Source organism: Citromicrobium bathyomarinum (genome assembly GCF_021021475.1).
GTDB lineage: Bacteria > Pseudomonadota > Alphaproteobacteria > Sphingomonadales > Sphingomonadaceae > Alteriqipengyuania > Alteriqipengyuania bathyomarina.
This window is the reverse complement of record NZ_JAINWL010000003.1, coordinates 156070-181117: the sequence shown is the minus strand read 5'-3', so window position 1 is coordinate 181117 and position 25048 is coordinate 156070. Positions and strand designations below refer to the sequence as shown.

General features: G+C 64.9%; 17 protein-coding genes. 9 read left to right on the top strand and 8 right to left on the bottom strand.

Going from position 1 to position 25048, the window contains the following annotated elements:
- Nucleotides 1-3: 3 nt before the first annotated feature.
- The 4 genes from mtnP to K7H93_RS12465 all read right to left on the bottom strand — a co-directional run bounded on the left by mtnP (nt 4) and on the right by K7H93_RS12465 (nt 3950).
- Nucleotides 4-876, bottom strand: coding sequence for an S-methyl-5'-thioadenosine phosphorylase (gene mtnP, locus K7H93_RS12480; protein WP_226664121.1), 873 nt, complete (start codon nt 874-876; stop codon nt 4-6).
- The gene (locus K7H93_RS12475) at nt 873-1760 is read right to left on the bottom strand and encodes a crotonase/enoyl-CoA hydratase family protein (RefSeq protein WP_230783899.1); all 888 of its coding nucleotides are present in this window, start codon (nt 1758-1760) and stop codon (nt 873-875) included. Before K7H93_RS12475 ends, mtnP begins: the two co-directional genes overlap by 4 nt.
- Nucleotides 1761-1967: 207 nt before the next feature.
- Nucleotides 1968-2753 (bottom strand): SDR family NAD(P)-dependent oxidoreductase, encoded by a 786-nt coding sequence (locus tag K7H93_RS12470; RefSeq protein ID WP_010238965.1) that lies wholly within the window; start codon nt 2751-2753, stop codon nt 1968-1970.
- A 24-nt stretch (nt 2754-2777) separates the two neighbouring features.
- On the bottom strand, nt 2778-3950 hold the full coding sequence (locus K7H93_RS12465) for an acetyl-CoA C-acetyltransferase (protein WP_010238968.1): 1173 nt from the start codon (nt 3948-3950) through the stop codon (nt 2778-2780).
- 123 nt (nt 3951-4073) lie between these two features.
- Here K7H93_RS12465 and K7H93_RS12460 point away from each other — a divergent pair, with 123 nt between their 5' ends.
- Genes K7H93_RS12460 through K7H93_RS12450 form a run of 3 tightly spaced genes read left to right on the top strand, consistent with a single transcriptional unit; the run spans nt 4074 to nt 7427 of the window.
- On the top strand, nt 4074-4820 hold the full coding sequence (locus tag K7H93_RS12460; protein ID WP_010238969.1) for a 2OG-Fe(II) oxygenase: 747 nt from the start codon (nt 4074-4076) through the stop codon (nt 4818-4820).
- On the top strand, nt 4820-6547 hold the full coding sequence (locus K7H93_RS12455) for a 2OG-Fe(II) oxygenase family protein (RefSeq protein WP_230783898.1): 1728 nt from the start codon (nt 4820-4822) through the stop codon (nt 6545-6547). The genes K7H93_RS12460 and K7H93_RS12455 overlap by 1 nt, the downstream gene beginning before the upstream one ends.
- Entirely contained in the window at nt 6516-7427 is a 912-nt protein-coding gene (locus K7H93_RS12450) for a class I SAM-dependent methyltransferase (RefSeq protein WP_230783897.1), read from the top strand. Before K7H93_RS12455 ends, K7H93_RS12450 begins: the two co-directional genes overlap by 32 nt.
- Nucleotides 7428-7687: 260 nt before the next feature.
- On the opposite strand, the gene K7H93_RS12445 is transcribed toward K7H93_RS12450, so the two are convergent.
- Nucleotides 7688-10648 (bottom strand): TonB-dependent receptor plug domain-containing protein, encoded by a 2961-nt coding sequence (locus tag K7H93_RS12445; RefSeq protein WP_230783896.1) that lies wholly within the window; start codon nt 10646-10648, stop codon nt 7688-7690.
- A 221-nt stretch (nt 10649-10869) separates the two neighbouring features.
- On the opposite strand from K7H93_RS12445, the gene K7H93_RS12440 reads away from it, so the two are divergent.
- Entirely contained in the window at nt 10870-11394 is a 525-nt protein-coding gene (locus tag K7H93_RS12440; RefSeq protein WP_230783895.1) for a hypothetical protein, read from the top strand.
- A 271-nt stretch (nt 11395-11665) separates the two neighbouring features.
- A complete protein-coding gene (locus tag K7H93_RS12435; RefSeq protein WP_230783894.1) occupies nt 11666-14860 on the top strand; it encodes a TonB-dependent receptor domain-containing protein in 3195 nt (1064 codons plus the stop codon).
- Between the two features lie 106 nt (nt 14861-14966).
- Here the strand turns inward: K7H93_RS12435 and K7H93_RS12430 are convergent, their stop codons facing one another.
- Nucleotides 14967-15221: a hypothetical protein gene (locus K7H93_RS12430; RefSeq protein ID WP_230783893.1), complete on the bottom strand. Its 255-nt coding sequence runs from the start codon at nt 15219-15221 to the stop codon at nt 14967-14969.
- Nucleotides 15222-15350: 129 nt separating this feature from the next.
- Complete coding sequence (gene clpB, locus K7H93_RS12425; RefSeq protein ID WP_230783892.1) at nt 15351-17930, bottom strand: ATP-dependent chaperone ClpB; 2580 nt, start codon at nt 17928-17930, stop codon at nt 15351-15353.
- Between the two features lie 213 nt (nt 17931-18143).
- On the opposite strand from clpB, the gene K7H93_RS12420 reads away from it, so the two are divergent.
- The 4 genes from K7H93_RS12420 (at nt 18144) to K7H93_RS12405 (ending at nt 24587) form a co-directional block, all read left to right on the top strand.
- Nucleotides 18144-20360: an acylase gene (locus tag K7H93_RS12420; RefSeq protein WP_230783891.1), complete on the top strand. Its 2217-nt coding sequence runs from the start codon at nt 18144-18146 to the stop codon at nt 20358-20360.
- 77 nt (nt 20361-20437) lie between these two features.
- Complete coding sequence (locus K7H93_RS12415) at nt 20438-23278, top strand: M16 family metallopeptidase (RefSeq protein ID WP_230783890.1); 2841 nt, start codon at nt 20438-20440, stop codon at nt 23276-23278.
- 70 nt (nt 23279-23348) lie between these two features.
- Complete coding sequence (locus K7H93_RS12410; RefSeq protein WP_010238991.1) at nt 23349-23654, top strand: hypothetical protein; 306 nt, start codon at nt 23349-23351, stop codon at nt 23652-23654.
- A gap of 126 nt (nt 23655-23780) precedes the next feature.
- The gene (locus tag K7H93_RS12405; RefSeq protein WP_230783889.1) at nt 23781-24587 is read left to right on the top strand and encodes a hypothetical protein; all 807 of its coding nucleotides are present in this window, start codon (nt 23781-23783) and stop codon (nt 24585-24587) included.
- Here the strand turns inward: K7H93_RS12405 and K7H93_RS12400 are convergent.
- Complete coding sequence (locus K7H93_RS12400) at nt 24568-25038, bottom strand: tRNA (cytidine(34)-2'-O)-methyltransferase (protein ID WP_230783888.1); 471 nt, start codon at nt 25036-25038, stop codon at nt 24568-24570. The two genes, K7H93_RS12405 and K7H93_RS12400, sit on opposite strands and share 20 nt — an antisense overlap.
- Between the last annotated feature and the right edge of the window lie 10 nt (nt 25039-25048).

The following is a 25048-nucleotide window of genomic DNA, read 5'->3' as shown; positions in this document are numbered from 1 at the left end:
CCGCTATTCGCCGAGCACCCGCCCGGCAATCGCGTCCAGCTTTGCCATCAGCGTTTTGTCGCGCATTTCGGGTGCGGTGATGATCGCGTGTTCGAGCGCGGTGTCGACCGGGCTTGGAGCGCGGGTATCGGGCAGAGTCGCAACGAGTTCGTCGAGCATCGCGCGCGCGCGGTCGGCATTTCCCTTGAGCACCGACAGGATATCGAACGCCTCGACCCCGGCCTCCTCATCGCGCCAACTGTCATAGTCGGTGACCATGCCGATCAGCGCGTAGGGCAGCTCCGCCTCGCGGGCGAGCCGCGCTTCGGGCATTCCGGTCATCCCGATCACGTCCCCGCCCCAGCCGCGATACATCCGGCTTTCGGCGCGGGTGGAGAATTGCGGGCCTTCCATCGCCACGTAGGTCCCGCCGCGATGTACGGTCGATCCGCTGGACTCCGCCGCATTGGCGACCAGCGCGGCGAGCCGCGGGCAGACCGGATCGGCCAAGGAGACGTGGGCCACCAGCCCTTCCCCGAAGAAGCTGCTCGCGCGACCGCTGGTGCGGTCGATGAACTGGTCGACGCCCACGAAGTGCGTCGGTGCCATTTCCTCACGCAGAGAGCCGATTGCGCTGATCGCGATCAGGTCGGTCACGCCGCAGCGCTTCATCACGTCGATATTCGCGCGATAGTTGACCGTGTCGGGCGACTTCGCGTGCCCCACCCCGTGCCGCGCCATGAAGGTCAGCCGCACGTGGCCGACCGTGCCGGTGGTCACCGGCCCGGAAGGTTCGCCAAAGGGCGAGGAGACGTCGATCTGCTGCTGGTTCTCCAGCTCGATCCCTTCGTAGAGGCCCGAGCCGCCGAGGACTCCGATATGCCAAGCTTCACTCATTTATATTCGGGCTCCTGCCACCAGGGATAGAAATCGGGCATGTCGGTGCTGACCTTGCCGGTGAAGTCGGGCGGGCGCTTTTCGAGGAAGCTGGCAATGCCTTCCTTCGCGTCGGCCCCGCGAGAGAGACGGTAGATCGAGCGGCTGTCGATCCGGTGCGCCTTCATCGGGTGATCCTCCGCCGAGAGGCGCCACAGCATCGCACGGGTCATCGCGACCGAGATGGGTGAGGCGTTCTCGGCAATCTCGGTCGCCAGTGCGCGCGCGGCATCCATCAGCTCGCCCTGCGGATGGACCGACCGGACCAGCCCCGCATTGAGCGCTTCCTGCGCGTCGAAGATGCGGCCCGTCATGCACCATTCGAGCGCGGTCGACATGCCGACAAGACGCGGAAGGAACCAGCTGGAGCAGGCCTCCGGCGTGATCCCGCGCTTGGCAAAGACGAAGCCGAAGCGTGCGTTGTCCGAACACAGCCGCATGTCGAAGGGCAACTGCATCGTCGCACCCACGCCCACCGCCACGCCATTGCACGCGCCGATCAGCGGCTTTTCCGAATTGAACAGCCGCAGCACGAGCTGCCCGCCGCCATCTCGCACGATCGGGTCGGACAGGTCGTCGACCGTCGTGGGGTCGGAGAACACGTGCTTGTCGGTGCCATCCGGGTTCTTCGGCGGCGTCAGGTCGGCCCCGGCGCAAAAGGCGCGCTCCCCATCGCCCGTGACGATCACTGCGCGCACTGCGTCGTCCGCGTCGGTGATATCGATGGCCTCGATGATCTCGTCACGCATCTGGTGCGTGAAGGCATTCATCTTCTCGGGCCGATGGAGCGTGATCGTCGCAATCGGGCCGTCGATGTCGAGCTTGATCTGGGTGAAGTCGGGCATTCGGGTCTCCTCCCTGACACACCTGACACACAGTCCTGGGGTAGAAAACAGGCCGGTGCCGTCCAGTGCCCGATTGATCGTCTGAAGAGGGGGCAGCGGCGCGCGACATGCCCATGCGATAGAGCAGGCGCCGCCCGGTAGGAAAGGCCGCAGACGGGTGCCAGATCCTCCCCATTCATCCTGACGGAGAAACGGGGAGGATATTGCTTAGCGAGGCGCCATACGGATCGCGCCGTCGAGGCGCACGTCTTCGCCGTTGAAGTAGGTGTTCTCCAGCATCACCATCGCCAGCTTGGCGTATTCTTCCGGCTTGCCGAGCCGCTTGGGGAACGGGACCGAGGCGTTGAGCGCTTCGATCGCCTTTTCCGGCAGGCCCATCAGCAGCGGGGTGTGGAAGATGCCGGGCAGGATCGTGTTCACGCGGATGCCCTCGCCCATCAGGTCGCGCGCGATCGGCAGGGTCATGCCGACGACGCCGCCCTTGGAGGCCGAGTAGGCCGCCTGGCCGATCTGGCCGTCTTCGGCGGCAACCGATGCAGTGTTAACGATCGCGCCACGCTCACCATCCTCGTTCAGCGGATCGAGCGTCAGCATGCCGGCCGCCGAGTGCGCGATGCAGCGGAACGTGCCGACCAGATTGACCTGGATCACGAAGTCGAACGCGGCGAGCGGGAAATGCTTGATGCTGCCGTCTTCCTTGGAGCGGCTGGCGGTCTTGATCGCGTTGCCGATGCCGGCGCAGTTGACCAGAATACGCTCCTGCCCATGTGCCTCACGCGCCTTGGCGAAAGCAGCTGCGACATCGTCTTCGCTGGTGACGTTGACCTTGCAGAAGGTGCCGCCGAGCTCTTCGGCGACCTTCTGGCCTTCGTCTTCCTTCATGTCGAAGATCGCGACCTTCGCGCCCTTGGCGGCGATGGCGCGCGCGGTGGCGAGGCCGAGGCCGGATGCGCCACCGGTGACGACGGCAGGGGTGTTTGCGGAAATTTCCATCAATCTCTCTCCGGTTAGGGGGTCTTAGAGCGCTTCGACGATGGTCACGTTGGCGACGCCGCCGCCTTCGCACATCGTCTGCAGCCCGTACTTCTTGCCGCGCGCGTGCAGCGCGTGGATCAGCGTGGCCATCAGCTTGGTGCCGCTCGCACCCAGCGGGTGGCCCAGCGCAATCGCGCCGCCGTTGACGTTGAGCTTGTCCGGGTCCGCACCGGTGTGCTTGAGCCATGCCATCGGAACCGGGGCGAAGGCTTCGTTGACCTCGTAAAGGTCGATATCGTTGATGCTGAGCCCCGCCTTCTTGAGCGCCTTGTCGGTCGCGAACAGCGGTTCTTCCAGCATGATGACCGGGTCGCCTGCGGTCACCGTCAGATCGACGATCCGTGCCAGCGGCGTCAGACCGTGTTCCTTCAGCATTGCTTCGGACACGATCAGCGCCGCGCTCGACCCGTCGCAGATCTGGCTGGCGGAGGCAGCGGTGATCCGTCCGTCGGGGCTCAGCAGCTTGACCCCGGCGATCCCTTCCAGCGTGGCGTCGAAGCGGATGCCCTCGTCCACCGTGTGCATTTCGGAGCCTTCGGGCGTCTCGATCGGGATCGGCACGATTTCCTTGTCGAACGCGCCGGCCTTGGTCGCCGCAGCCGCCTTCTCGTGGCTGGCGAGCGCGAAGCGGTCCATCTCTTCCTTGGAGAAGCCGTGCTTTTCGGCGACCATCTCGGCGCCCATGAACTGGCTCCACTGGATGCCGGGGTACTTCTTCTCCAGGCCGGGCGACTTATAATTGCCCAGCCCTTCCTTCATGTGGAACATCGCGGTCGAGCCCATCGGCACCCGCGTCATGCTTTCGACGCCGCTGGCGATGACAACGTCCTGCGTCCCACTCATCACCGCCTGCGCGGCGAACTGGATCGCCTGCTGGCTGGAGCCGCACTGGCGGTCGATCGTAACGGCCGGAGTGCCCTCGCCCAGATGCTTGGTCGCGAGCACTGCGTTGCGACCGACCTGCATCGCCTGCTGGCCGCCCTGGCTGACGCAGCCCATGATCACGTCGTCGACCACCTTGGGGTCGATTCCCGTACGCTCGATCAGCGCATCCAGCGTCTGCGCGGCAAGGTCTACCGGATGGACATCCGCCAGCTTGCCGCCGCGCTTGCCACCCGCGGTACGCACCGCATCGACGATATAAGCATCCGCCATAAGTCACTCTCCCAAGTTTCGTTTCGCAACCGAAGTGACGGGCAGGCTGCGCGGTGTCAAGCATGGCTACGCGCGCCTAGCTTGCCTCACAGGTGGGCATGGGCCTATGCCCTGCCCCCAGTCATGACCACCAGAACACTCTTCGAAATCAACCCGGACCTCGACCGCGCCGCGCTGGCGAAACGCTTTGCCCAGACGGGCCGCGTGCAGGTGCGCGACGTGCTGACGCGCGAAGCGGCGGAGGAGATCCAGAGCATCCTGATGAAGGGCACGCCGTGGGGCATGGCAGTGCGCGCAGGCGACAGCCCGGACACGCCGCCGCGCGGCTTTTCCAATGCGGAGATCATGGCCCCGGGGGGCGCGGACCAGGTCAACAGAATGGCCAATGCGGCAGCGCAGGCGACCGCACGGGGCGACTATGGCTTTCGCTATGCCCAGTTCTCGCTGGTCGAGGCGCTCCAGAAAGGCTTCAATCCGGGCGGCCCGCACGAGTTGCTGCTCGAACACATCAACGCGGACCCGTTCATGGAGCTGGTGCGCGAGATCACCGGGTTCGATACGCTGGCCAAGGCCGACGGGCAGGCGACCATGTTCGCGCCCCAGCACTACCTCGGGCGGCATAGCGACAGCCATGTCGCGGAAGGCTGGAAGGTCGCCTACGTGCTCAACTTCGCGCGCGAAGACTGGCACCCGGACTGGGGCGGATACCTGCTGTTTCTCGACGATGATGGCGACGTGATCGAAGGCTTTCGCCCGCGCTTCAACGCACTGAACATGTTCGCCGTCCCGCAAAGCCATCTGGTCAGCTTCGTGCCCCCCTTCGCCCCCGCCGGGCGGCTGGCGATCACCGGCTGGTTCCGCGACCGCTGATGGCGGGCACACCTTCGCTCTCACCGCGCGAGTGGCACCAGCGCGCGATTGCGGCGGAGCAGCGCGGCGCGAAGGACGAGGCCGAGCGGATCATTACGCAAGGCCTTGGCGAGCACCCGAACGAGGCGCCGCTGCACGACAGCGCGGGCAATTTCGCAATGCGGCGCGGCGAGTACGGGCTTGCGGCGGAGCGCTTCGCCGCTGCCGCCCGGCTCTCGCCAAGCCACCTGCCCTTTGCGATCAACCTGGCCATCGCGCAAACCCAGGCCGATGCGCCCGAGGCCGCGCTTGCCGCGCTCGCCCCTCACGAAAGCGCGGGTCGCCGCGATGCCCGCTATTGCTCCACCCGCGCCAATGCCGCGCGGCTGGCCGGCGACCTGGCGCAGGCGGCGCGTTGGTACGACCAGTGCCTGACGATCGACGCCCATCACCCGCGCGGGCTGGCGGGGCGCGCGCGGGTCGCGCTGGAGCGGGCGGAGCGCGATGCACTGGCGCGCATCGACCTCGCCCTGCGCAGCCAGCAAAGCGATCCGCACCTGTGGCTGAGCCGCGCGCAGGCGCTCGACGCGACCGGCCACACGGCGGAGGCGCGCGCGCTGGCGCAGCAGATCGCTGATCAGGCGCCGTCATGGCAGCCTGGGCTCGATTTTCTGGCGCAGCTGCGCCTCGGCGCGGGCGAGAGCGATTTTGCCAGCCATTTCGAGGACGCGGCACGCAAGGCGCCCGGCGACCCCAATATCGCAATCGCGCATATCGCCGCGCTGGGCGCAGCGGGCGCGCCGCTCGCCGCCAGAGAGCGGGCGACGGCGGCACGCGCAGCCTTTCCCGGGATCGAGCAGTTCGCGCTGCTCGAAGCGGTTTACGCGAGCGCGGTGGGCGATGACGAGCGGGCCGAGCGGGCGACTGCGGCACTCTCGACGGACAATCTAGACCGCGCCCTGCATGAAGCGCGGCACGCGCTGCGAAGGGCGGATTGGGCCGGCGCAGAGGCGGCGCTGGCCCGCGCGCGCGAATTTGCGCCTTTCGACGTCAGCGCATGGGCGCTGACCGGCCTGCTGTGGCGCGTGACTGATCCGGAAAAGGCCGCCTGGCTGCACGAGCAGGAGGGACTGGTCCAGTTGCTGCCCCTCGCCGACGGCGACGCGGTCATGCCCCCCGCGATCGCACTGCTCGGCCGGCTGCACGATAGCTCGGCCTTCCCGCTCGGCCAGTCGCTGCGCGGGGGCACGCAGACGCGGGGCATTCTGTTCGACCGGACCGAACCCGCCCTCGCCGATCTGAAGCGCGCGATCCTGTCCACCGTGGGTACCTATCGCGAAAGCCTGCCTGAGCGCGATGCCAGCCATCCGCTGCTGCGCCATTGCTCTGGCGAATGGCGGTTGAACGGTTCTTGGTCGGTCAGATTGAGGTCGGGCGGCGATCACCATGCGCCGCATATCCACCCGCAGGGCATCCTCTCGTCGGCGCTGTATCTGATGCTGCCGCCGCCGGATGAGGACGGCTCGCAGGGCACGCTCGAACTGGGTCGCCCTGCTCCCGACCTGCGGCTCGACCTGCCACCGCTGCATCGGATCGCCCCCAAAGAAGGCCATCTCGCCCTGTTCCCAAGCACGCTTTATCATGGCACAACTGCATTCGGGTCGGGAACGCGGATGACAACCGCGTTCGATGTAATCGCCAGGGGGGGCTTGGGCGATGGGACAGACGACGGATCACGCCTGGAGTGAATTCTGGGCACAGCAGGGGCCGCATGGCAGCACCGGGTGCCTGCCCGCGCGCTGGCAATCGGTTTTCGCAACACTGGAACGGACGTGGCGCGCCTTCGGCTCGCGCCTGCCACAGGGCGCGCGGGTGCTCGATCTCGCGACCGGGGATGCGCGCGTGCTTCACTGGATCGGCACTGGTCGCCCGGATGCGGTGCTGACCGGGATCGATCTGGCACCGCAACTGCCTCAACCACCGCCGGGCGTCGATCTTCGTCGGGCGACCGCGATGGAAGACCTTCCTTTCGCAGACGCTAGCTTCGATGCAATCGTCAGCCAGTTCGGCATCGAATATGGCGACACGCCGCAAGTGGCGCAGGAGATCGCCCGCGTGGCCAGCGAAGATGCGGCGGTGGGCACGGTGATCCACCGTGGCGACGGCGCGATCCTGTCGCACAACATCGCCCGCGCCGAACAGATCCGCTGGGTCGTCGATGAGATCAGCCTGATGGCCAAGACCAAGGCAGCGCTCAATGACGAGCCGCCGCCATGGCCCGATGCGACCGTGATGGTCGCAGAAATCGTCGAGCAAGGGCGGACGAAGCATGGCGACCAGTCGGCCGCCTGGGAGATACCCGAAGCCGTGCGGCGCTCGCTGCTGATGGGCGCGCAGGCGGGCGATACCGCGACGGGGATTGCCACTCTGCTCGACCGGATCGAGGCACAGGCACGCAACGAGTTGGCGCGGATCGCCTCGCTTGAGGCCGCCTGCGCGACGGCCGACGCGCGGGACGGTTTCCTCGGCGCATTCGCCGCCGCCGGCCTCGCAGTGAGCGAGACCGAGGAGCTGAGCGATGCTGCCGGTCGGGTCTTTGCGGAGATGATCGCGCTCAAACGCGCCTGATGCCCGACGCGCGGCAAGCTTCCCTGGCCAGACGGTCAGCAGTTCTCGGATCAACCGAGGGTCCGTAGCGCGGCCTGCGGCGTGACGAGCGGGTAAACCTGCTCCCGCACTCTTCCCGAGAGGACGCCTGCGCCCCGAGCAGCCATCCGATCGCGCGACATATCCCCTCTCCGCAAGATTGCCTGCGTCCATCGCTTGCACAAAAAAAACGGCGGGCTCCGAAGAGCCCGCCGCCTTTTTTCGGCTTTCGCCGCGCGTGACTAGAACTTGATCATCGCGCTGACGAAGAAGTCGCGGCCCAGCACGTCGTAAGTGCTCGGGTAGGTGTTGGCCTGTTCCTGGTTGTCGCCAAGCAGGAGGCTGTTCGGACGGTTGGTGACGGTACCATTGGCATCGAACAGAGGCGTACCCGGCAGCGTGTCGAACAGGTTGTTCACACCCACGCTCAGGGTCAGCGCTTCGCTCGCCGCATAGGAGAACGTCAGGTCCAGCAGGTCGTAGGCATCGATCTTCTCGACCCCGTTGAACTGCGTGTAGTCCAGCGTGTCATCGTCATCGGTGACCGAACCGACATGACGCCAGCGGAGCGAAGTGGTGACCGGGCCATCGATGAACGAGGCACGGCTGGTCCACTTGAACTCAGGCGTCGGTTCGCCACAGGTCGCGCCGAAGCGGCCCGCACATTCGTTGACGGTGTCGAAGCCCTGCACCGGGTACAGATCGCTCTTTTCGGTCCAGGTGCCGAGGAAGGACAGCTGCAGACGCTGCTCACCGGTGTCGGTGAAGAGCGAGAACGGCAGGCTCGTCCCGTAAGCGACCTGGAAGTCGATGCCCGACACTTCGAGCTTCGCGACGTTCGCCTGGTTCAACAGCGGCGGGTTCGCCGTGGTGATCGCGCCGTTGCCCTGACGGGTGCCGACGATGACCTGGCAGTACTCGCTGTTGATGTCCTGAACGACGTTGTAGCACAGGTTCAGGGTGCTGTTCAGGCCGCCACCGAAGGTCGCGATCGCGTCTTCAATCTTGAAGTTGAAGTAGTCGGCCGTGATCGAGAGACCCGGGATGAACCGCGGCTGCAGCACCACACCGAAGGTGTAGCTGTCCGAGGTTTCCTCGCCCAGAGCGGCGTTACCACCGAAGGTGGCGGGCACCTGGGTGTCCGGACGGATGTTGGGGTCACCAACGCTGCCCGGCGCAACACCGGTCGCGATGCACAGCGCGTTGAGCGTGGCATCGTTCTGCGCACCGGCAACCGCACAGGGGTCGGTCGCACCCGGGAAGCCGATCGCCAGACCACCGAACAGTTCACCCACGTTGGGAGCGCGAACCGCACGCTGATACTGCGCACGCAGCTTGATGTCCGGGATCGGCGCGAATTCGACGCCACCGGCATAGGTCCAAACGCCACCGATCGTGCCGCTCGAATAGTCGGAGTAGCGCGCCGCACCCGAGATATCGAGAGCTGCGGTACCGAAGCGGACCGGGATCGCGACTTCGGCGAACAGTTCGCGGACATCGTAATCGCCATTGGTGGGCTCACCGGCGTTGAAGCCGATGACGTCACCCGAAGCGAGCGCGGTATCCGGAATGAACTGCGCGGCAACCTTGCGGTATTCGCCACCGATGGCGAAGCCGACCGGATCGGATGCCTCGGTGATGGCGAAGTCGCCGAACGTACCCGAGATCACCGCCGTTGCGACCTGAAGCGACGAAATATCGCCGTTCTGGGCCTGGATGGTGATCGAGTCGACCATTTCCGGCGTCAGCGTGCCGGGGCCGAAGATGTTGATCGGGGTGCCCGTGCCGTCGAGCCCGGCCTGGAAGTTCGAGCGCGAGATGTTGCCCTGCTGGATGTTGGCGTTCCGAGTACGCGCATACATGTAGTAGGCATCGTAGTTCAGGTAATCGCCGATCGGGCCGGTGATCCCGCCGAGGATACGGAAGGAGTTACGCTCGTCGAGGTTCTGGCGCAGGCCGGTTTCGGTGACACGACGCTGCACGTAGAGGTTCACCACACCCGGATCGTCGGCAACGCCGTCGGTCGCGTTCTGTGCGGTTTCCGCCGCGTCGATCGCCTGCAGCTGTGCGAAGTCGCCTGCCACGAGGAACGGCTGCACGGTTGCAAGATCGACGTTGAAGTTGCCGGTCACCGGGGTCGCTGCCAGTGCGGCTTCGACCTGGTTGTTGACGTAGGAAACTTCGGCGTAGGCACGGTGACCGCCGCCCAGCTCGTAGTCGGCATAGCCGCCGAGCAGGTAACGTTCCTGCGGAAGCTGCAGGTAGTTCACCGGAGCGTAGTTGTAGAGATCGCCTGCACGACGACGGAAGTCACGCGGCTGGTCGAAGACGACGCCGGTGCCGAAGCCGTTGGTGCCCGCAGCGCCAAATTCGGTGCCGGCGGGAAGGCCGGTGTTGCCCTGCGCACCGCCAAGGTAGCGGAGCACACCGCTGGGCAGGGTCGAGGAACCGAACTGCTGCAGGTCGCCGCCGTCGGTCTCACCGCCGAGGGCGAAGTTCGAGAAGTCGCGGTCGCCCTGGAAGATCGAATCGCGCTTGTAGTATTCGGCATAGACCGTGGCGCTACCGCGGCCATCGGCGAATTCGCTGCCGATCGCACCGTGCACTTCGTAGCGCGCACCGTCGCCACGCTCGGTCAGCGAGTACTGGCCACCGACTTCGACGCCCTGCACATCCTTGAGGCGGAAGTTGACGACCCCGGCGATCGCGTCCGAACCGTAAACGGCCGAAGCACCACCGGTCACAACGTCGACCGATTCAAGCAGGAACTGCGGAATGGTGTTGAGGTCGACGACCTGGTCGGTGTTGTAGAACATCCAGCGACGGCCATTGACCAGCACCAGCGTGCGGGTTGCGCCGAGACCGCGAAGGTTCAGCGTCGCGGTGCCATCGCCCGGGTTGTTCGAGAACGAGGTCGTGCCCGGCACTACCTGCGGCAGGGTGTTGATCACGCTTTCGACGTTGACCGAACCCGACAGTTCGAACTCTTCCGAGTTCACGACCGCGACCGGAGCCGCAGTTTCGAGGTCGCGACGGGCGATGCGCGAACCGGTGACGACGATCAGTTCGCCATTGGGCTCGGACGCACCGGTTTCGAGCGCGGGCTCGTCCGGGGTACCTTGCGCCATGGCGGGCGTGGCAAACACCGCGCCGGCCATCACGGTCCCAGCAAGCAAGGCCGCCTTGTTAAAACGGTTGGTCATTGAAGTCCCCTTCGTAGGAATGCGCCAATGAGCGCACAAATTTCTCGGAGCTTGTTTCCGATGGGCCTGCTCTAGGTCACCGGACCGCCCGCTTTCAATAAGGACCGCGTACCAACCGGCCCGGAGAGCATGCGCCTGTGACTTTTCGGTGACAGTTTCGCACACGACACGCCGTGCTACCAAGCGCCCAGAAATCGAAACGAAGAGGCTTTCGCAGACCCATGACCGGACCGAAAATTTCCCTCCCCGCGGCGGCCCTCTCGATCGCCCTTGTCGGCCTGGCCTCACCGGCGCTCGCCCAGGATGATTCGCCCGGCTATCTCGACCGGCTCGCAACATGTCGCTCGATCGAGGAGCCCGACGCCCGTCTCGCCTGCTACGACCGCGAGGTCGGCGCAGTGGTCGCCGCGAGCGAGGAAGGCGAGGTCCGCCTGGTCGACCGCGAGGAGGTCCGCCAGACAAAGCGCAAGCTGTTCGGATTCACGATTCCCAAGGGCCTGTTCGGCAGCGACGACAAAGAAGACATGGACCTGCTGGAGACCACCATAACCCGGGTCGCCCCCTATGGCCGCAGCGGCTACCTCATAACGACCGAGGAAGGCTCGGTGTGGCAGATTTCCAACCCACCGATGCGCTTCAATCCGCCCAAGAGCGGTCAGGCCGTCGTGTTCAAGCGCGCTGCGCTCGGCTCCTTCTTCATTCGTGTGAACGGCCAGCTCGGGGTCAAGGGCGTACGGATCGAATAGCCATCCGGCCTGCGCGCCAGCACTGACGATCCGGCAGACGAAAAGCGCCGGTCACCGGTGCGTTCGCAAGTCGTGTCACCGAGCCGACTTCTCGATGTTGCGAAAGTGCAACATGGACCAACAAAGCCTCTCACGCTCAAGCTTTTCGATTGCGCCAGGGCACGCCCTTCAGCATGGCCGAAAGTCACAAAAACGGGGCCACCTGCTTTTGGAAGTTTGCGCAACTCATTTCGCCGGGTCGCAGCCGGCTCTTTCTTGGGGGAAAGATCAGATGAAAACCAGTTACTCCACCGTCGCACGTTGTCGCGGGGCGCTTTTTGCGACCGCCGGCGTTGCGGCTCTTGCTTTCGGCGCGCCTGCCTTCGCGCAGGACACCACCGCGGATGAAGCCGATTGCGTCGATGCCAACGACAATGGCGTGTGCGACACGTCCGAGCCCGTCGATTCCAGTGCCGCCGTTCCTGCGGAAGGCATGATCGTCGTTACCGGTTCGCGCATTGCGCGCCCCAGCATTTCCTCGCCCGTGCCGCTGACCTCGGTCACCGCCGGCGAACTGACCGATCAGGGCGACATCTCGCTCGGTGACGCGCTGAACGACCTTCCGTCGCTGCGTACCACCTTCAGCCAGGGCAACTCGACCCGCTTCATCGGTACCGCAGGCCTCAACCTGCTCGACCTTCGCGGCCTCGGCACCAGCCGTACGCTGGTTCTCGTCAACGGTCGTCGCCACATCACGGCCCTGCCCGGCGATTACCTGGTCGACGTGAACACCATCCCGACCGACCTGCTCGAGCGTGTCGACGTCGTGACCGGTGGTAACTCCGCGATTTACGGTTCGGACGCGGTTGCCGGTGTCGTCAACTTCGTCCTCAAGCGCGACTACGACGGTCTGTCGCTGCGCGGCCAGGCCGGCATCTCGGAGCGCGGTGATCGCGCGACGCAGTTCGTCGCCGGTGTGTGGGGCACCAACTTCGCCGACGGTCGCGGTAACATCGCGATCGCTGCCGAATATGCGAATGCCGACCCGCTCTACTTCCGCGACCGCGACGAACTGACCGGCGCTTTCAGCGGCCGTTGCCAGTACAACACGGTCGAACCGACCGGCGGTGAGCCCAACGGCACCGACGGCATCATCGATACCGCTCCGCTGTGCGGCGTGACCAACAACAACATCTCCGATGGCGGCTTCCTTGGCGCGTACGGCGATCGCAGCATCCTCGTGTTCCAGCCGGACGGCTCGATCATCCGCTCGCGCCCGCGCGATGCGCTGGGTTCGTACACCAGCAACGTGATCGGCGGCGCAGGTTCGACCCTGCGTAACACCGGTCAGCTCGCTGCCGGCCTCGAACGCTACACGGTCAACCTGCTGGCCCGTTACGAGTTCAGCGAAGGCTTCCAGCCCTTCATCGAAGCCAAGTACGCCCACGTGGACGCAATTCAGGAAGGCCAGCCGAGCTTCTTCCAGGGTTCCATCCCGGGCTTCTTCGGCGGCGGCTCCAACCTGCGCTGCGACAACCCGTTCCTGACCGACCAGGCGTTCAACACGCTGGCAGGGATCGGTTTCTGTAACGCGACCCGTGACGCCACCCCGTTCACCATCTCGCGCTTCAACGTCGACTTCGGTGGCCGCGGCGAATTCCAGAGCCGTGACACCTACCGCGTCGTTGCCGGCGTCGAAGGTACCTTCAACGAAGACTGGCAGTACGAAGTTTCGGTCAACTATGGCCGCTTCGAATCGCACCTCGAATCGCTGAACAACCTCAAGCTGTTCGACCTCGACGGCAACGAAGACGGCTTCCTGCTGGCTCTCGACGCTGCTCGTAACGCCCAGGGCGAGATCGTCTGCCGCGTGAACCAGGTCACCGTGACCCGTCCGGACTGTGTGCCGATCAACGTGTTCGGCTTCGGCGCGCCGAGCCAGGCCGCGCTGGACTTCGTGAACACCACGACGACCCGCGACGAAAAGGCCGAAGAGTTCGACATTCTGGCGAGCGTCTCGGGCGACCTCTCGCAGCTGTTCGAACTGCCGGGCGGCCCGATCGCCTTCGCTTTCGGCACCGAGTATCGTACCGAAACCGCTTACAGCGCGTTCGACGAGCTGGTGCAGGCGGGTGGTACCTTCCTCAACCAGATCCCGACCTTCGATCCGCCGAAGCTCGAAGTTCTGGAAGGCTTCGCCGAAGTCGCGATCCCGCTGCTCGCCGATCTTCCGTTCGCGGATGAGCTGACGATCTCGGGTGCGGCGCGCGTGTCGGACTACAACACCGCCACGGGCACCGTCTGGGCCTACAACATCAATGGTATCTACGCCCCGATCCCGGACATCCGGTTCCGTGCGGCATACGCTACCTCGGTGCGTGCTCCGACCCAGAGCGACCTGTTCTCGCCCGCTTCGCAGAACTTCGCCTTCCTGGCCGACCCCTGCGATGCGCAGAACATCACCAACAACCCGAACCGTGCTGCCAACTGTGCCGCCGCCGGCGTCCCCGCGACGATCACCCCGGCCATCGCAGCAGCTTGCGCCGGCCAGGTTGACCCCACCCTGCTGGACATCGGCGATCCGTTCGTGAACTGTACGGCTCGGTCGGCGTCGACTGCCTACACCTCGGGCGGCAACCCGAACCTGATCGAGGAAAAGGGCAAGTCGCTCACCCTCGGTGTGGTGCTTCAGCCGCGCTTCGTGCCGGGCCTGAGCTTCACGGTCGACTACTACAACATCGAGATCGAAGATCAGATCGCGACGTTGGGTGCGCAGACGATCCTGAACAACTGCTACAACGACGCGAACGGGATCAACAACCCGTACTGTGTGTCGATTTCGCGTGACCCCACGACCGGTCTGTTCAACGACCCGGCGCTGCTGTCGAGCGGGATCAACTTCGCATCGCGTGAAACCGAAGGCATCGATTTCGACCTGCAGTACAACTACACGTTCGAAAACGATCACCGCCTGCGGGTTCGTGCAATCGCGACGCATCTCCTGAAGCTCGACTTCTTCGAGAACCCGGACGACGGCGAAGTTCCCAACCGCATCCGCGGCGAACTGGGCGATCCGGAATGGGCAGCTTCGTTCAGCGCGAGCTACGACATCGGCGATGTCGAGTTCACCTGGTCGATGCGCTTCATCGACGAGATGACCAAGGGTGCATACGAAAGCGCCTTCCCGTACATCGGCCGTTGCCCCGCTTCGGGCTCGACCGGTTTCACGGGTGGCACCTGTACCCCGGGCGAACTCACCACGCTCGACCCGTCGAACGTCGACCAGTACGCTGATCCGACCTACCCGATGAAGATCTACCACAATGCGCGGATCGACTGGGATGTGGACGATGCGTTCAACTTCTACGTCGGCGTCGACAACCTGCTCGACGAAAAGCCGGGCTTCGGTCTGCTCGGCACCGGTGGTGGCGATCCGTACGACACCTTCGGTCGTTACTTCTACGCCGGTATCCGCGCCGACTTCTAAACGCGATACCAAGACAAACAGGAAAGGCCCCGGGAAACCGGGGCCTTTTTTGTTGTCCGCAGTGGATCGCCGGGCGCTGCGTCCGACGATGCTCATGTACGCGGGATTAGGCACGCACCGGCGCAACCTCGTAGCGGCGCGGATAGCTGAAGATCACGGAACAGCCATTGTCGTCGCATTGGCGGTGATTGTCGCCGCATTGGCCCCAAGAGCAGTCGAACTCGTCGCAGCTCTCGTAGTAGCCCGGGCCGGGGGAGATCGCGACACCCGGCCGGTCGTCGTCATCAGACGCCTGGACACTTGCCGGGGCGAGCGCGAAGCCCGCGATCACCAGAAGCATGGTCACATATCGTGACGTCATGACATTGCTCTCCTCTCACCGGACGAAATGCCCGGCAGGAGGAGAGGCTATGGACAGCGCGCGCCATCCTTGATGCGGCTCAATCCCTTGGGGAAGTCGCTCAGGTACGAAGGCTTACGAAATGCGCAATCAATCGACTGAAATCGCCAGTTCGCCATCGCCCTCGTCGATCTTGACCGTGCTGCCGTCGGGAATCTCACCCTGCAGCAGTCTCTCGGCGAGCGGGTCCTGTACGTAGCGCTGGACCGCGCGCTTGAGCGGACGCGCCCCATAGACCGGATCATATCCGACCCGGCCCAGCCAGCGCTTCGCCGCATCGGTCAGTTCGAGCTCGATCTTGCGGTCGGCGAGCAGTTTCTGGACGCGCGCAACCTGGAGTTCGACGATCGGTGCCATGTTTTCCATGCTCAGGCGGTGGAACAGGATGATCTCGTCCAGCCGGTTGAGGAACTCGGGGCGGAAATGCCCGCGCACCACATCCATCACCTGCGGCTCGACATCGCTGACCTGCTGATCGTCGGTCATGTTCGACAGGTACTGGCTGCCGAGGTTCGACGTCAGGATGATCAGCGTGTTGGAGAAGTCCACCACCCTGCCCTGCCCGTCGGTCAGGCGGCCATCGTCGAGCACCTGCAGCAGCACGTTGAAGACGTCGGAGTGCGCCTTCTCGACCTCGTCGAACAGCACGACCTGATAGGGCCTGCGCCGCACGCTTTCGGTCAGCACGCCGCCTTCTTCATAGCCGACATAGCCCGGAGGTGCGCCGATCAGACGCGCGACCGCGTGCTTCTCCATGAATTCGCTCATGTCGATGCGGACCATCGCGTTGTCGTCGTCGAACAGGAACTGGGCGAGTGCCTTGGTCAGCTCGGTCTTGCCCACGCCGGTGGGGCCGAGGAACAGGAAGCTGCCCAGCGGGCGGCCCGGGTCCTTCAGCCCAGCGCGCGCGCGGCGCACCGCCTTGGACACGGCCTCGACCGCAGCCTCCTGCCCGATCACGCGCTTGCCCAGCACTTCTTCCATCTTCAGCAGCTTGTCGCGCTCGCCTTCAAGCATGCGGTCGACCGGGATGCCCGTCCAGCGCGCGACCACGCCCGCGATATCCTCTTCGGTCACTTCCTCGCGCAGCAGCGCGTTGGCAGTGTGGCCTTCGGCTTCCTTGAGCTTGTTCTCAAGCTCTGGGATGCGCCCGTATTGGAGCTCGCCCGCCTTGGCGAGGTCGCCCGCGCGCTGCGCCTGCTCCAGCTCCAGCCGCGCCGCGTCGAGATCTTCCTTGATCCGCGCTTCGGCATGGATCTTGTCACGCTCTCCCTGCCAGCGAGTGGTCAGTTCGGACGAACGCTGTTCCAGATTGGCGAGGTCTTCGCGCAGGTGCTCCAGCCGCTCCTTACTCGCATCGTCGCTTTCCTTGGCGAGCGCCTGCTCTTCGATCTTGAGCTGGATGATCCGCCGGTCGAGATTTTCGATCTCCTCGGGCTTGCTCTCCACCTCCATCCGGATACGGCTCGCCGCCTCGTCCATCAGGTCGATCGCCTTGTCGGGCATGAAGCGGTTCTGGATGTAGCGGTTGGAAAGCTGCGCCGCGGCGACGATCGCCCCGTCGGTGATCCGCACGCCGTGGTGCAGCTCGTACTTTTCCTTGATCCCGCGCAGGATGCTGATCGTATCCTCGACGCTGGGTTCCTCGATATAGACCGGCTGGAAACGGCGTTGCAGCGCCGGGTCCTTCTCGACGTATTTCTGGTATTCATCGAGCGTGGTCGCGCCGATGCAGTGCAGCTCGCCACGCGAAAGCGCGGGTTTCAGGAGGTTGGACGCATCCATGCTGCCTTCCGAGGCGCCTGCCCCGATCAGCGTGTGCATCTCGTCGATGAACAGGATGATCTGCCCGTCGGAGCCCTTCACCTCGTCGAGCACGGCCTTGAGCCGTTCCTCGAACTCGCCGCGATATTTCGCGCCCGCGATCAGCGATCCCATATCGAGTGCCATGAGCGTGCGGTTCTTGAGGCTATCGGGCACGTCGCCATTGGCGATGCGCAGCGCGAGGCCTTCGGCGATCGCGGTCTTGCCGGTGCCGGGTTCGCCGATCAGCGCGGGGTTGTTCTTGGTCCGCCGGGCGAGGATCTGCACCGTGCGGCGGATTTCCTCGTCGCGACCGATGACGGGATCGAGCTTGCCGTCGCGCGCCGCCTGCGTCAGGTCGCGGGCATATTTCTGCATCGCGTCGTAAGCCTGTTCGGCATTGGCGCTGTCGGCGGTGCGCCCGCCGCGCAGGTCGGCAATCGCGCGCTCCAGTGCCTTTGCATCGACTCCCGCATCGGCGAGCACGCTGCCCGCCTTGCTGTTGGATGCGAGCGCCAGCGCGACCAGCAGCCGCTCCACGGTGACGAAGCTGTCGCCGGACTTTTCCGCGATCTGCTGCGCCTGGTCGAGCATGCGCACCGAGTCATTGTCGAGCCCCGGGCTCGCCTGTGCACCGCTGCCGCTGACCGCCGGGATGCGGCCCAGTTCGTCGTCGACGCGCTGTTCGGCCTTCACCGGATCGCCGCCCGCGCGCTGGACCAGCCCTGCGGCCATCCCCTCGCTATCGTCGAGCAGCACCTTGAGAATGTGCAGCGGCGTGATGCGCTGGTGGTTCAGGCGGATGGCGGTGGTCTGCGCGGACTGGAGAAAGCCTTTCGCGCGGTCGGTAAAGTTTTCGAGGTTCATGTGCGGTCCCCTTTTTCCGTGCCGCCCTGAAATAGTGTTGCCATCCGGCCACGTAAGGGTCTCTTGCAAATTTTTGCATAGTCGATCGACCTCGGGGTCTCGCGGCGGGACGAACGACACGAGGCTGCACAGTCCGGTGCGAAGGGTTGCCACATGCAATCGAAATCGCGCATGTCCCGCAGCAAGTAATTAAAAAAGAAGATGGGATTCGGGATGAAGAAGGTACTGGGGGGCCTCGGCCTGGCCCTGCTCGCGATCGTGCTGATCGCGGCAATCGGGCTGATGACGTGGGAGCCGTTTTTCGCGCGCGAGGGCCATGCTCCCGACAGCGACCGGACCTACACCGCCCAGATCGTGCGCGACGAGTTCGGCGTGCCGCATGTCTACGGCACGACCGATGCCGATGTCGCCTATGGCGTCGCCATCGCGCATGCCGAAGACGATTTCACGACCCTGCAGGATGTCGTCGCGATGAGCCGCGGGCGCTACGGCGCGATCGCGGGGCAGGACGGCGCAGCGGTCGACTACGCCTACCACCTGACCGGCGCGCGCGAGACGGCGGAGCGCGAGTGGCCCAAGCTGCCCGCGGATACGCGCGCGCTGCTGGACGCCTATGCGGTCGGCCTCAACGATTACGCGCGCGATCATCCGGGCGAGATCAAGCTGGGCAAGCTGTTCCCGGTCAACGGGATCGACATTGCCGCAGGCTTTGCGCTGCGCCAGCCGTTCTTCTTCGGGCTCGACCGCTATCTGGGCCCGCTGGTCGAAGGCAAGCCGCTGCCACCCGAATACGGCCCTTCGCTGAGCGGCACCTCGACCATCGACGACGCGCCCCGGATCATGGACGATGCTGCGCAGGCCCCGCGCAAGACGACCGATGCCGGACCGATCCCGATGGGGGAGGATGCGGAATACGCAGGCTCCAACGCCTTCGCAGTCGCGCCGGAGAAGTCGGGCGGGCCCACGATCCTGGTCTCCAATTCGCACCAGCCCTGGCGCGGCGGGGTCGCGTGGTACGAACTGATCGTCCAGAGCGATGAAGGATGGCACTATGCCGGTGCCAACTTCCCGGGCAGCCCCTTCCCCTTCCTCGGCCATAACGAAACGCTGGGCTGGACCAACACGGTCAACACGCCCGACATGATCGATATCTACAAGCTGGTGCTGGATGACTCTGGCACCCGCTATCGCCTCGACGGCAAGTGGCGAGATCTGGAAGAGACCGACATCACCCTGCCGGTGCGCGTGGGCCCCTTCACCCTGCCAATCCGCCGCACGGTCTATCGCAGCGTGCATGGGCCGGTGGTGAAGAACGACAACGGTGCCTTTGCCATCCGTTACGGCGGGATCGGCAGCATCGGCCAGCTCGACGCCTATTACCGGCTCAACAAGGCGAAGACCTATGACGAGTGGTACGGCATCCTGTCGCGCGGGCAGATACCCTCGACCAACTTCATCTACGGCGATGCCGAGGGCAATATCGCCTATGTCTACAACGCCGCGATCCCGGAGCGGCAGGCCGGGCCGGACTGGCGCACGGTGCTGCCCGGCGACGACAGCGCGCTGATCTGGCAGGACACGGTCGATTACGCGTCCCTGCCCCAATATCTCAATCCGGCGAGCGGTTGGCTGATGAACGCCAACAACAACCCATTCCTCGCCGCCGGGCCGGGCAGCGATCTGTCGCCCGACAGCGTCTCGCCGCTGATGGGGGTCGAGCTCAAGATGACCAATCGCGGACTGCGTGCATGGAAGCTGATGAGCGAGGCCGACCGGCTCGACAGCGATACGCTGATGCGGATCAAGTACGACACCGCGTATGAGAATGCGGGCTATATCAAGCGGATGATGGACGACGTTCGGGCCATCGATCCGAAGCAGCATCTCGACCTGGCCGAGGCACGCAGGCTGATGCTGGAATGGGATCTGACCGCCGACAATATCGGCCGTGCGGATGCGCTCGCGCTGCTGATGGTTCGCGAATTCATGGCGTCGAGCTACCAGAAATCGCCCTGGCCCGATGCGGCGGAGGAACTGCGCCACTCGAAGGATCACCTGCTCAAGTACTTCGGCAGCCTGACCCCGCCGATGAGCGAACTGCTGCGTCTGCGGCAAGGCGATGTCGATCTGCCGCTGGACGGCGGATCGGACACGCTGCGCGCCTCGACCACCTGGAACGTCGATGATGACGGGCGGCTGTCGGTCAAGCATGGCGACAGCTTCATCCAGTGGGTCGAATGGCTGCCGGGCCAGCGCGTCACCTCGCGCTCGATCCAGCCCTACGGCGCGGCAACCACCCGGCCTGACAGCCCGCACTTCGTCGATCAGGCAACGCTGTTCATCCAGCATCGCTTGAAACCGGTTCATTTCTGGCGGGAGGACGCCTTGACCCACGCGACCAGCCGCAAAACGGTTTCCAGCCAACGCTGAAAGTGCTTATTTAGCCACCGGATTTCAGGCTTTTGATTTCGCCGAGACTGCTTTTTTCCGAATTAGGGGACACACACATGCTTCGTACCACCAAGACCAGCCTGACCGCGCTTGCGGTCGCGCTTGCCACACCCGCTCTGGTCGCAACTCCGGCCTTCGCGCAGGATGCCGAGAGCGCCGAGGCTGCCCCGCTCGACGATCTGGTCGATCAGGTCGCGATTCCCTATACCCAGTTCGAACTCGACAACGGGCTGACCGTAATCGTCCACGAAGACCGAAAGGCGCCGATCGTCGGCGTGGCGGTTTGGTACAATGTCGGATCGAAAGACGAGCCCAAGGGCGAAACCGGCTTTGCCCACCTGTTCGAACACCTGATGTTCAACGGGTCGGAAAACGCGCCCAACGACTATTTCCAGTACCTGCAGGAAATGGGCGCGACCGATTATAACGGCACCACCAATTTCGACCGCACCAACTATTTCCAGACCGTGCCGACCGGCGCGCTGGACCGTGCGCTGTGGCTGGAAAGCGACCGCATGGGTTACCTGCTGGGCGCGATCACCCAGGAAAAGCTCGATAACCAGCGCGGCGTCGTCCAGAACGAGAAGCGTCAGGGCGACAATCAGCCGGGCGGCCTGGTGTTCTACGAAATCATCAAGGCTCTTTACCCCGAAGGGCACCCTTACGACCACAACGTGATCGGTTCGATGGCCGATCTCGACGCTGCCACGCTGGACACCGTGCAGAAGTGGTTCCGCGACAATTACGGCCCCAACAACGCGACCCTGGTGCTCGCCGGTGACATTTCCGCCGCCGAAGCGAAGCCGCTGGTGGAGAAGTATTTCGGCGCGATCCCGCGCGGCCCGGTCAATGATCCGGCGCAGGCCGATGTCCCCGTGCTCAAGCAGGACATCCGCAAGGTCATGAAGGACCAGGTCGCTGCGACCAGCATCGACAAGTACTATTCGGTCCCCGGCATCACGGACCGCGATCTGACCGCGCTGTCCGTCGGCGCGCAGATCCTCGGCGGGCTGTCTTCCAGCCGGCTCGACAATGCGCTGGTCCGTGACGAAAAGCTCGCGATCAGCGTCAACGCGGGCAACTACGCCTTCCAGCGGGTCGGCATCCTCGACGTCGGCGCGACCGTGAAGCCCGGCGTCGATCCCGCCGTGGTCGAGAAGCGCCTGAACGAGATCCTCGCCGACTTCATCGAAAACGGGCCGACCGAAGACGAAGTGCGCCGTGCAGCGACCTCGAACCTCGCCGGCACGATCCGCGGCCTCGAACAGGTCGGCGGCTTCGGCGGCAAGGCGGTCACGCTGGCGCAGGGCGAAGTGCTTGCCGGCGATCCCGGTTTCTTCGAGCGTCAGATGAACATTCTCGCCACGCTGACTCCGGGTGAAGTCAAGGCGGCGATGCAAAAGTGGATGACCCGCCCCGCAATGACCCTGGTGCTCGAACCCGGCGAACGCGAAGGCGAGTATGAAGAAGCCGCCAGCGTTGTCGCAACCGACGACGCGGCGGAAGAGGCAGCTCCCGCAGCCAGCGAAATCACGGTGACCAAGGTCCGCCCGGCACCCGAGATTTCCCAGCTCACCGCGCTCGACTTCCCTGACGTGACCGAAGCCGCGCTGCCCAACGGCATCAAGGTCTATTACGCGCAGCGCGACGCGGTGCCTGCCACCCGCGTAACGATCAGCTTCGATGCCGGCTCTGCGGCAGACCCGCTCGACAAGCGCGGGCTCGAAGGCATGACGCTGGGCCTGATGGAAGAAGGCACCACCAGCCTCAATTCGCGCGAACTCGCCGAAGCGCAGGAGCGGCTCGGTGCGAACATCAGCACCGGCGGCGGCGTCGACCGGTCGAGCTTCACGCTTTCTTCGCTGAGCGCCAACCTCGAACCCTCGCTCGACCTGCTGGCCGATGTGGTGCGCAATCCCGCGTTCGATCCGCAGGAGCTCGAGCGGGTGCGCACGCAGACCGTCACCAGCATCCAGCAGGCGCTCAAGAGCCCCAGCGGCATGGCCTACTACGTCGCCACCCCGCTCGTTTACGGGAAAGACAATCCCTATGGCGGCTCGGGCACGGTCGAGTCGGTCGGCGCGCTGACCCGCGACGATCTGGTGAACTTCAAGCAGACCTGGCTGCGCCCGGACAACGCGACGATCTTCGTCGTTTCCAACCTTTCGCTGGATGAGGTCATGCCCGACCTTACCGAAGCGTTCGGCAACTGGTCCGCTCCGGCGACGCCGAAGGGCGAGAAAGACTTCAGCTCGCTCGCCACGGCGCCCGAATCGGCGCGGGTCGTGCTGGTGAACCGGCCCAATTCGCCGCAGAGCTTCATCGTCGGCGGCGAGATCACGCCGTTCTCTTCGAGCGATGAGTCGATCGTCGACCTGACCAACGCGAACAACGCGCTGGGCGGAAACTTCCTCGCCCGTCTCAACATGAACCTGCGCGAGACCAAGGGCTGGAGCTATGGCGTGCGCGGCGCACCGCGGCTCGACGAGAACGCGGTCGCCTATTTCATCCAGGCACCGGTTCAGGCCGACCGCACGGGCGATGCGCTGGCGGAGATGATCCGCGAGGTCGATGAATTCGTCACCACCCGCGGCGTGACCGAGGAAGAGCTGACCCGGAACGTCAACAACGAGATCCGCCAGCTTCCCGGCCAGTTCGAGACTTCGGGCGCGGTGCTCGGCGCGATGCAGCGCAACGTCATGCTCGATCGCCCGATGGACTACTACGAAACGCTCGCAGACAAGTATCGCGCGCAGACGGCCGAAAGCCTCAATGCCGCGGCACGCAAGGCGATCAACCCCGATGGCTTCGTGTGGGTCGTGGTCGGCGATGCCGAAAAGGTCCGCCCGCAGCTCGACCAGCTCGGCCTGCCGGTGGAAACCATCGAGGTCGAGTAACGTTTATTGACATGAATGTAGGTACGGGCGATGGCCCGTCCTACCCACACACGTGAGAGGAGTAACGCTTATGTCCGTAGCCGGAACCTATGACACCGTCGTCAAGAGCCCGATGGGCGACCAGAAGGGCACCTTCACCGTCGTCCCGGGCGATGATGGCAACACCTTCACCGGCTCGATGGCCGGCGGAATGGGCTCGATGGACGTGAAGGACGGCACCATCGATGGCGACACGCTCAAGTGGAAGATGGACATGACCGTCCCGATGCCGATGGAGCTCAACTGCGAAGCCACCGTCAACGGCGACCAGATGACCGGCAAGGTCAACGCCGGCGCCTTCGGCGACATGCCGCTGACCGGCGAGAAGCAGGGCTAAGCCCCGCTTTTTGCGAAGATAAAAAGGGCTCCGGACCGATGGGTTCGGGGCCCTTTTTGCGGGCACCTTCCGGGGCTTCCCGTTGGCGCGATTTCGTGGCTAGAAGGGCGCGAGGGGCCGCCGCCGATGCGGCGTCGTGTCGCGGAGGGCCGGATGCAGATCAATAGAACAAGGGCCGTGCTGATCGCGCTGGTCGTGCTGCTGGTCGGCGCGGTCGCCTTCCTGCTCGGTCAGCGCAGCTCGCCCGACAGCGAGCCCGAACCTGCGCCCACCGACAGCGCGATTATTTCCTCGCAGGATCCATACGCGGTGGAAACCCCGGAGGCGGAGGCGGAGGCCACGGCCCCGCCCGCACTCGCGGTCAGGATCGGGCGCGACGGCCCGCACGCGAGCGCGTGCCAACGGATCGGTCGGGTCGCCAATCTGCCCCGCGGGGCTGACGATTTCCTCGCCGTGCGCGAAGCACCCAGCGCCGATGCAACCATGATCGACGAACTGGGCGATGACGCGCCCTTCTACCTGTGCGACCGGCAGGGCGGCTGGTTCGGGATCGTGTATCTGAGCGATGGCACCCTGCCCGCGAACGACCGCTGCGGGCTGGAGAACTCGGTCGGCAGCCCCCGCGCCTATTCGGGCGACTGCCTGACCGGCTGGGTCGCCAGCCGTTATGTCGATGCGAGCGGTGCGCAGGACTCCGATGAGCTCTACGAGGGCGAGGATGACGCCCCGCAAAGCCGCACGGTGCAGGTGAGCGCGACCGGGCCGACCCAGGTGGTCGCGTCGATGCGGATGTCGCTGAAGGCTGAGAACGAGTACGATAAACCGGTCGGCCAGCGCGCCGATGGCAACCGGGTGAGCTGCCGCGAAACCGGCACCGGCGACGCCGCGTGGACCTGCACCGCGACCTACACGATCACGAACCAGCCCCGGTAAACTGCCCGCGCATGGCCTGATAGGCCGCCGCGGCGACCGTGTTGGCGAGATTGAGCGAGCGCACCTTGTCGCTCTTCATCGGCAGGCTGACCATCTGTTCGCGATGCGCCTCGACGATCTCGGGCGGCAGCCCCTTGGTCTCGCGCCCGAACACCAGATAGGCATCCGCCGGATATTCCGGCTGGTAGAAATCGCGCGGGGCATATTCCTCGAACAGGAACAGCTGGTCGGCGCGGGGGCTGCGCTCTTCCAAAAATGCCTCCCAGCTGCGAAACTCGGCCAGCCGGATATGCTGCCAGTAATCCAGCCCCGCCCGCTTAAGCCGAGTATCGGTGATCGTGAAGCCGAGCGGATGGATCAGCACGAGTTCCATGTCGAGCGCCACGCAGGTTCGCCCGACCGCGCCGGTATTCCCGGCGATCTCCGGATTGACGAGGACGATGGAGGTCATCTTGTCTTGT

Bases quoted from the DNA above. Each gene is read 5' to 3' on its own strand.
- K7H93_RS12410 (WP_010238991.1), top strand. From the start codon at position 23,349: ATGTCCGTAGCCGGAACCTATGACACCGTCGTCAAGAGCCCGATGGGC.
- K7H93_RS12450 (WP_230783897.1), top strand. From the start codon at position 6,516: ATGGGACAGACGACGGATCACGCCTGGAGTGAATTCTGGGCACAGCAG.
- K7H93_RS12405 (WP_230783889.1), top strand. From the start codon at position 23,781: ATGCGGCGTCGTGTCGCGGAGGGCCGGATGCAGATCAATAGAACAAGG.
- K7H93_RS12440 (WP_230783895.1), top strand. From the start codon at position 10,870: ATGACCGGACCGAAAATTTCCCTCCCCGCGGCGGCCCTCTCGATCGCC.
- K7H93_RS12430 (WP_230783893.1), bottom strand. From the start codon at position 15,221: ATGACGTCACGATATGTGACCATGCTTCTGGTGATCGCGGGCTTCGCG.
- mtnP (WP_226664121.1), bottom strand. From the start codon at position 876: ATGAGTGAAGCTTGGCATATCGGAGTCCTCGGCGGCTCGGGCCTCTAC.
- K7H93_RS12435 (WP_230783894.1), top strand. From the start codon at position 11,666: ATGAAAACCAGTTACTCCACCGTCGCACGTTGTCGCGGGGCGCTTTTT.
- clpB (WP_230783892.1), bottom strand. From the start codon at position 17,930: ATGAACCTCGAAAACTTTACCGACCGCGCGAAAGGCTTTCTCCAGTCC.
- K7H93_RS12415 (WP_230783890.1), top strand. From the start codon at position 20,438: ATGCTTCGTACCACCAAGACCAGCCTGACCGCGCTTGCGGTCGCGCTT.
- K7H93_RS12455 (WP_230783898.1), top strand. From the start codon at position 4,820: ATGGCGGGCACACCTTCGCTCTCACCGCGCGAGTGGCACCAGCGCGCG.
- K7H93_RS12460 (WP_010238969.1), top strand. From the start codon at position 4,074: ATGACCACCAGAACACTCTTCGAAATCAACCCGGACCTCGACCGCGCC.
- K7H93_RS12470 (WP_010238965.1), bottom strand. From the start codon at position 2,753: ATGGAAATTTCCGCAAACACCCCTGCCGTCGTCACCGGTGGCGCATCC.
- K7H93_RS12445 (WP_230783896.1), bottom strand. From the start codon at position 10,648: ATGACCAACCGTTTTAACAAGGCGGCCTTGCTTGCTGGGACCGTGATG.
- K7H93_RS12400 (WP_230783888.1), bottom strand. From the start codon at position 25,038: ATGACCTCCATCGTCCTCGTCAATCCGGAGATCGCCGGGAATACCGGC.
- K7H93_RS12420 (WP_230783891.1), top strand. From the start codon at position 18,144: ATGAAGAAGGTACTGGGGGGCCTCGGCCTGGCCCTGCTCGCGATCGTG.
- K7H93_RS12475 (WP_230783899.1), bottom strand. From the start codon at position 1,760: ATGCCCGACTTCACCCAGATCAAGCTCGACATCGACGGCCCGATTGCG.
- K7H93_RS12465 (WP_010238968.1), bottom strand. From the start codon at position 3,950: ATGGCGGATGCTTATATCGTCGATGCGGTGCGTACCGCGGGTGGCAAG.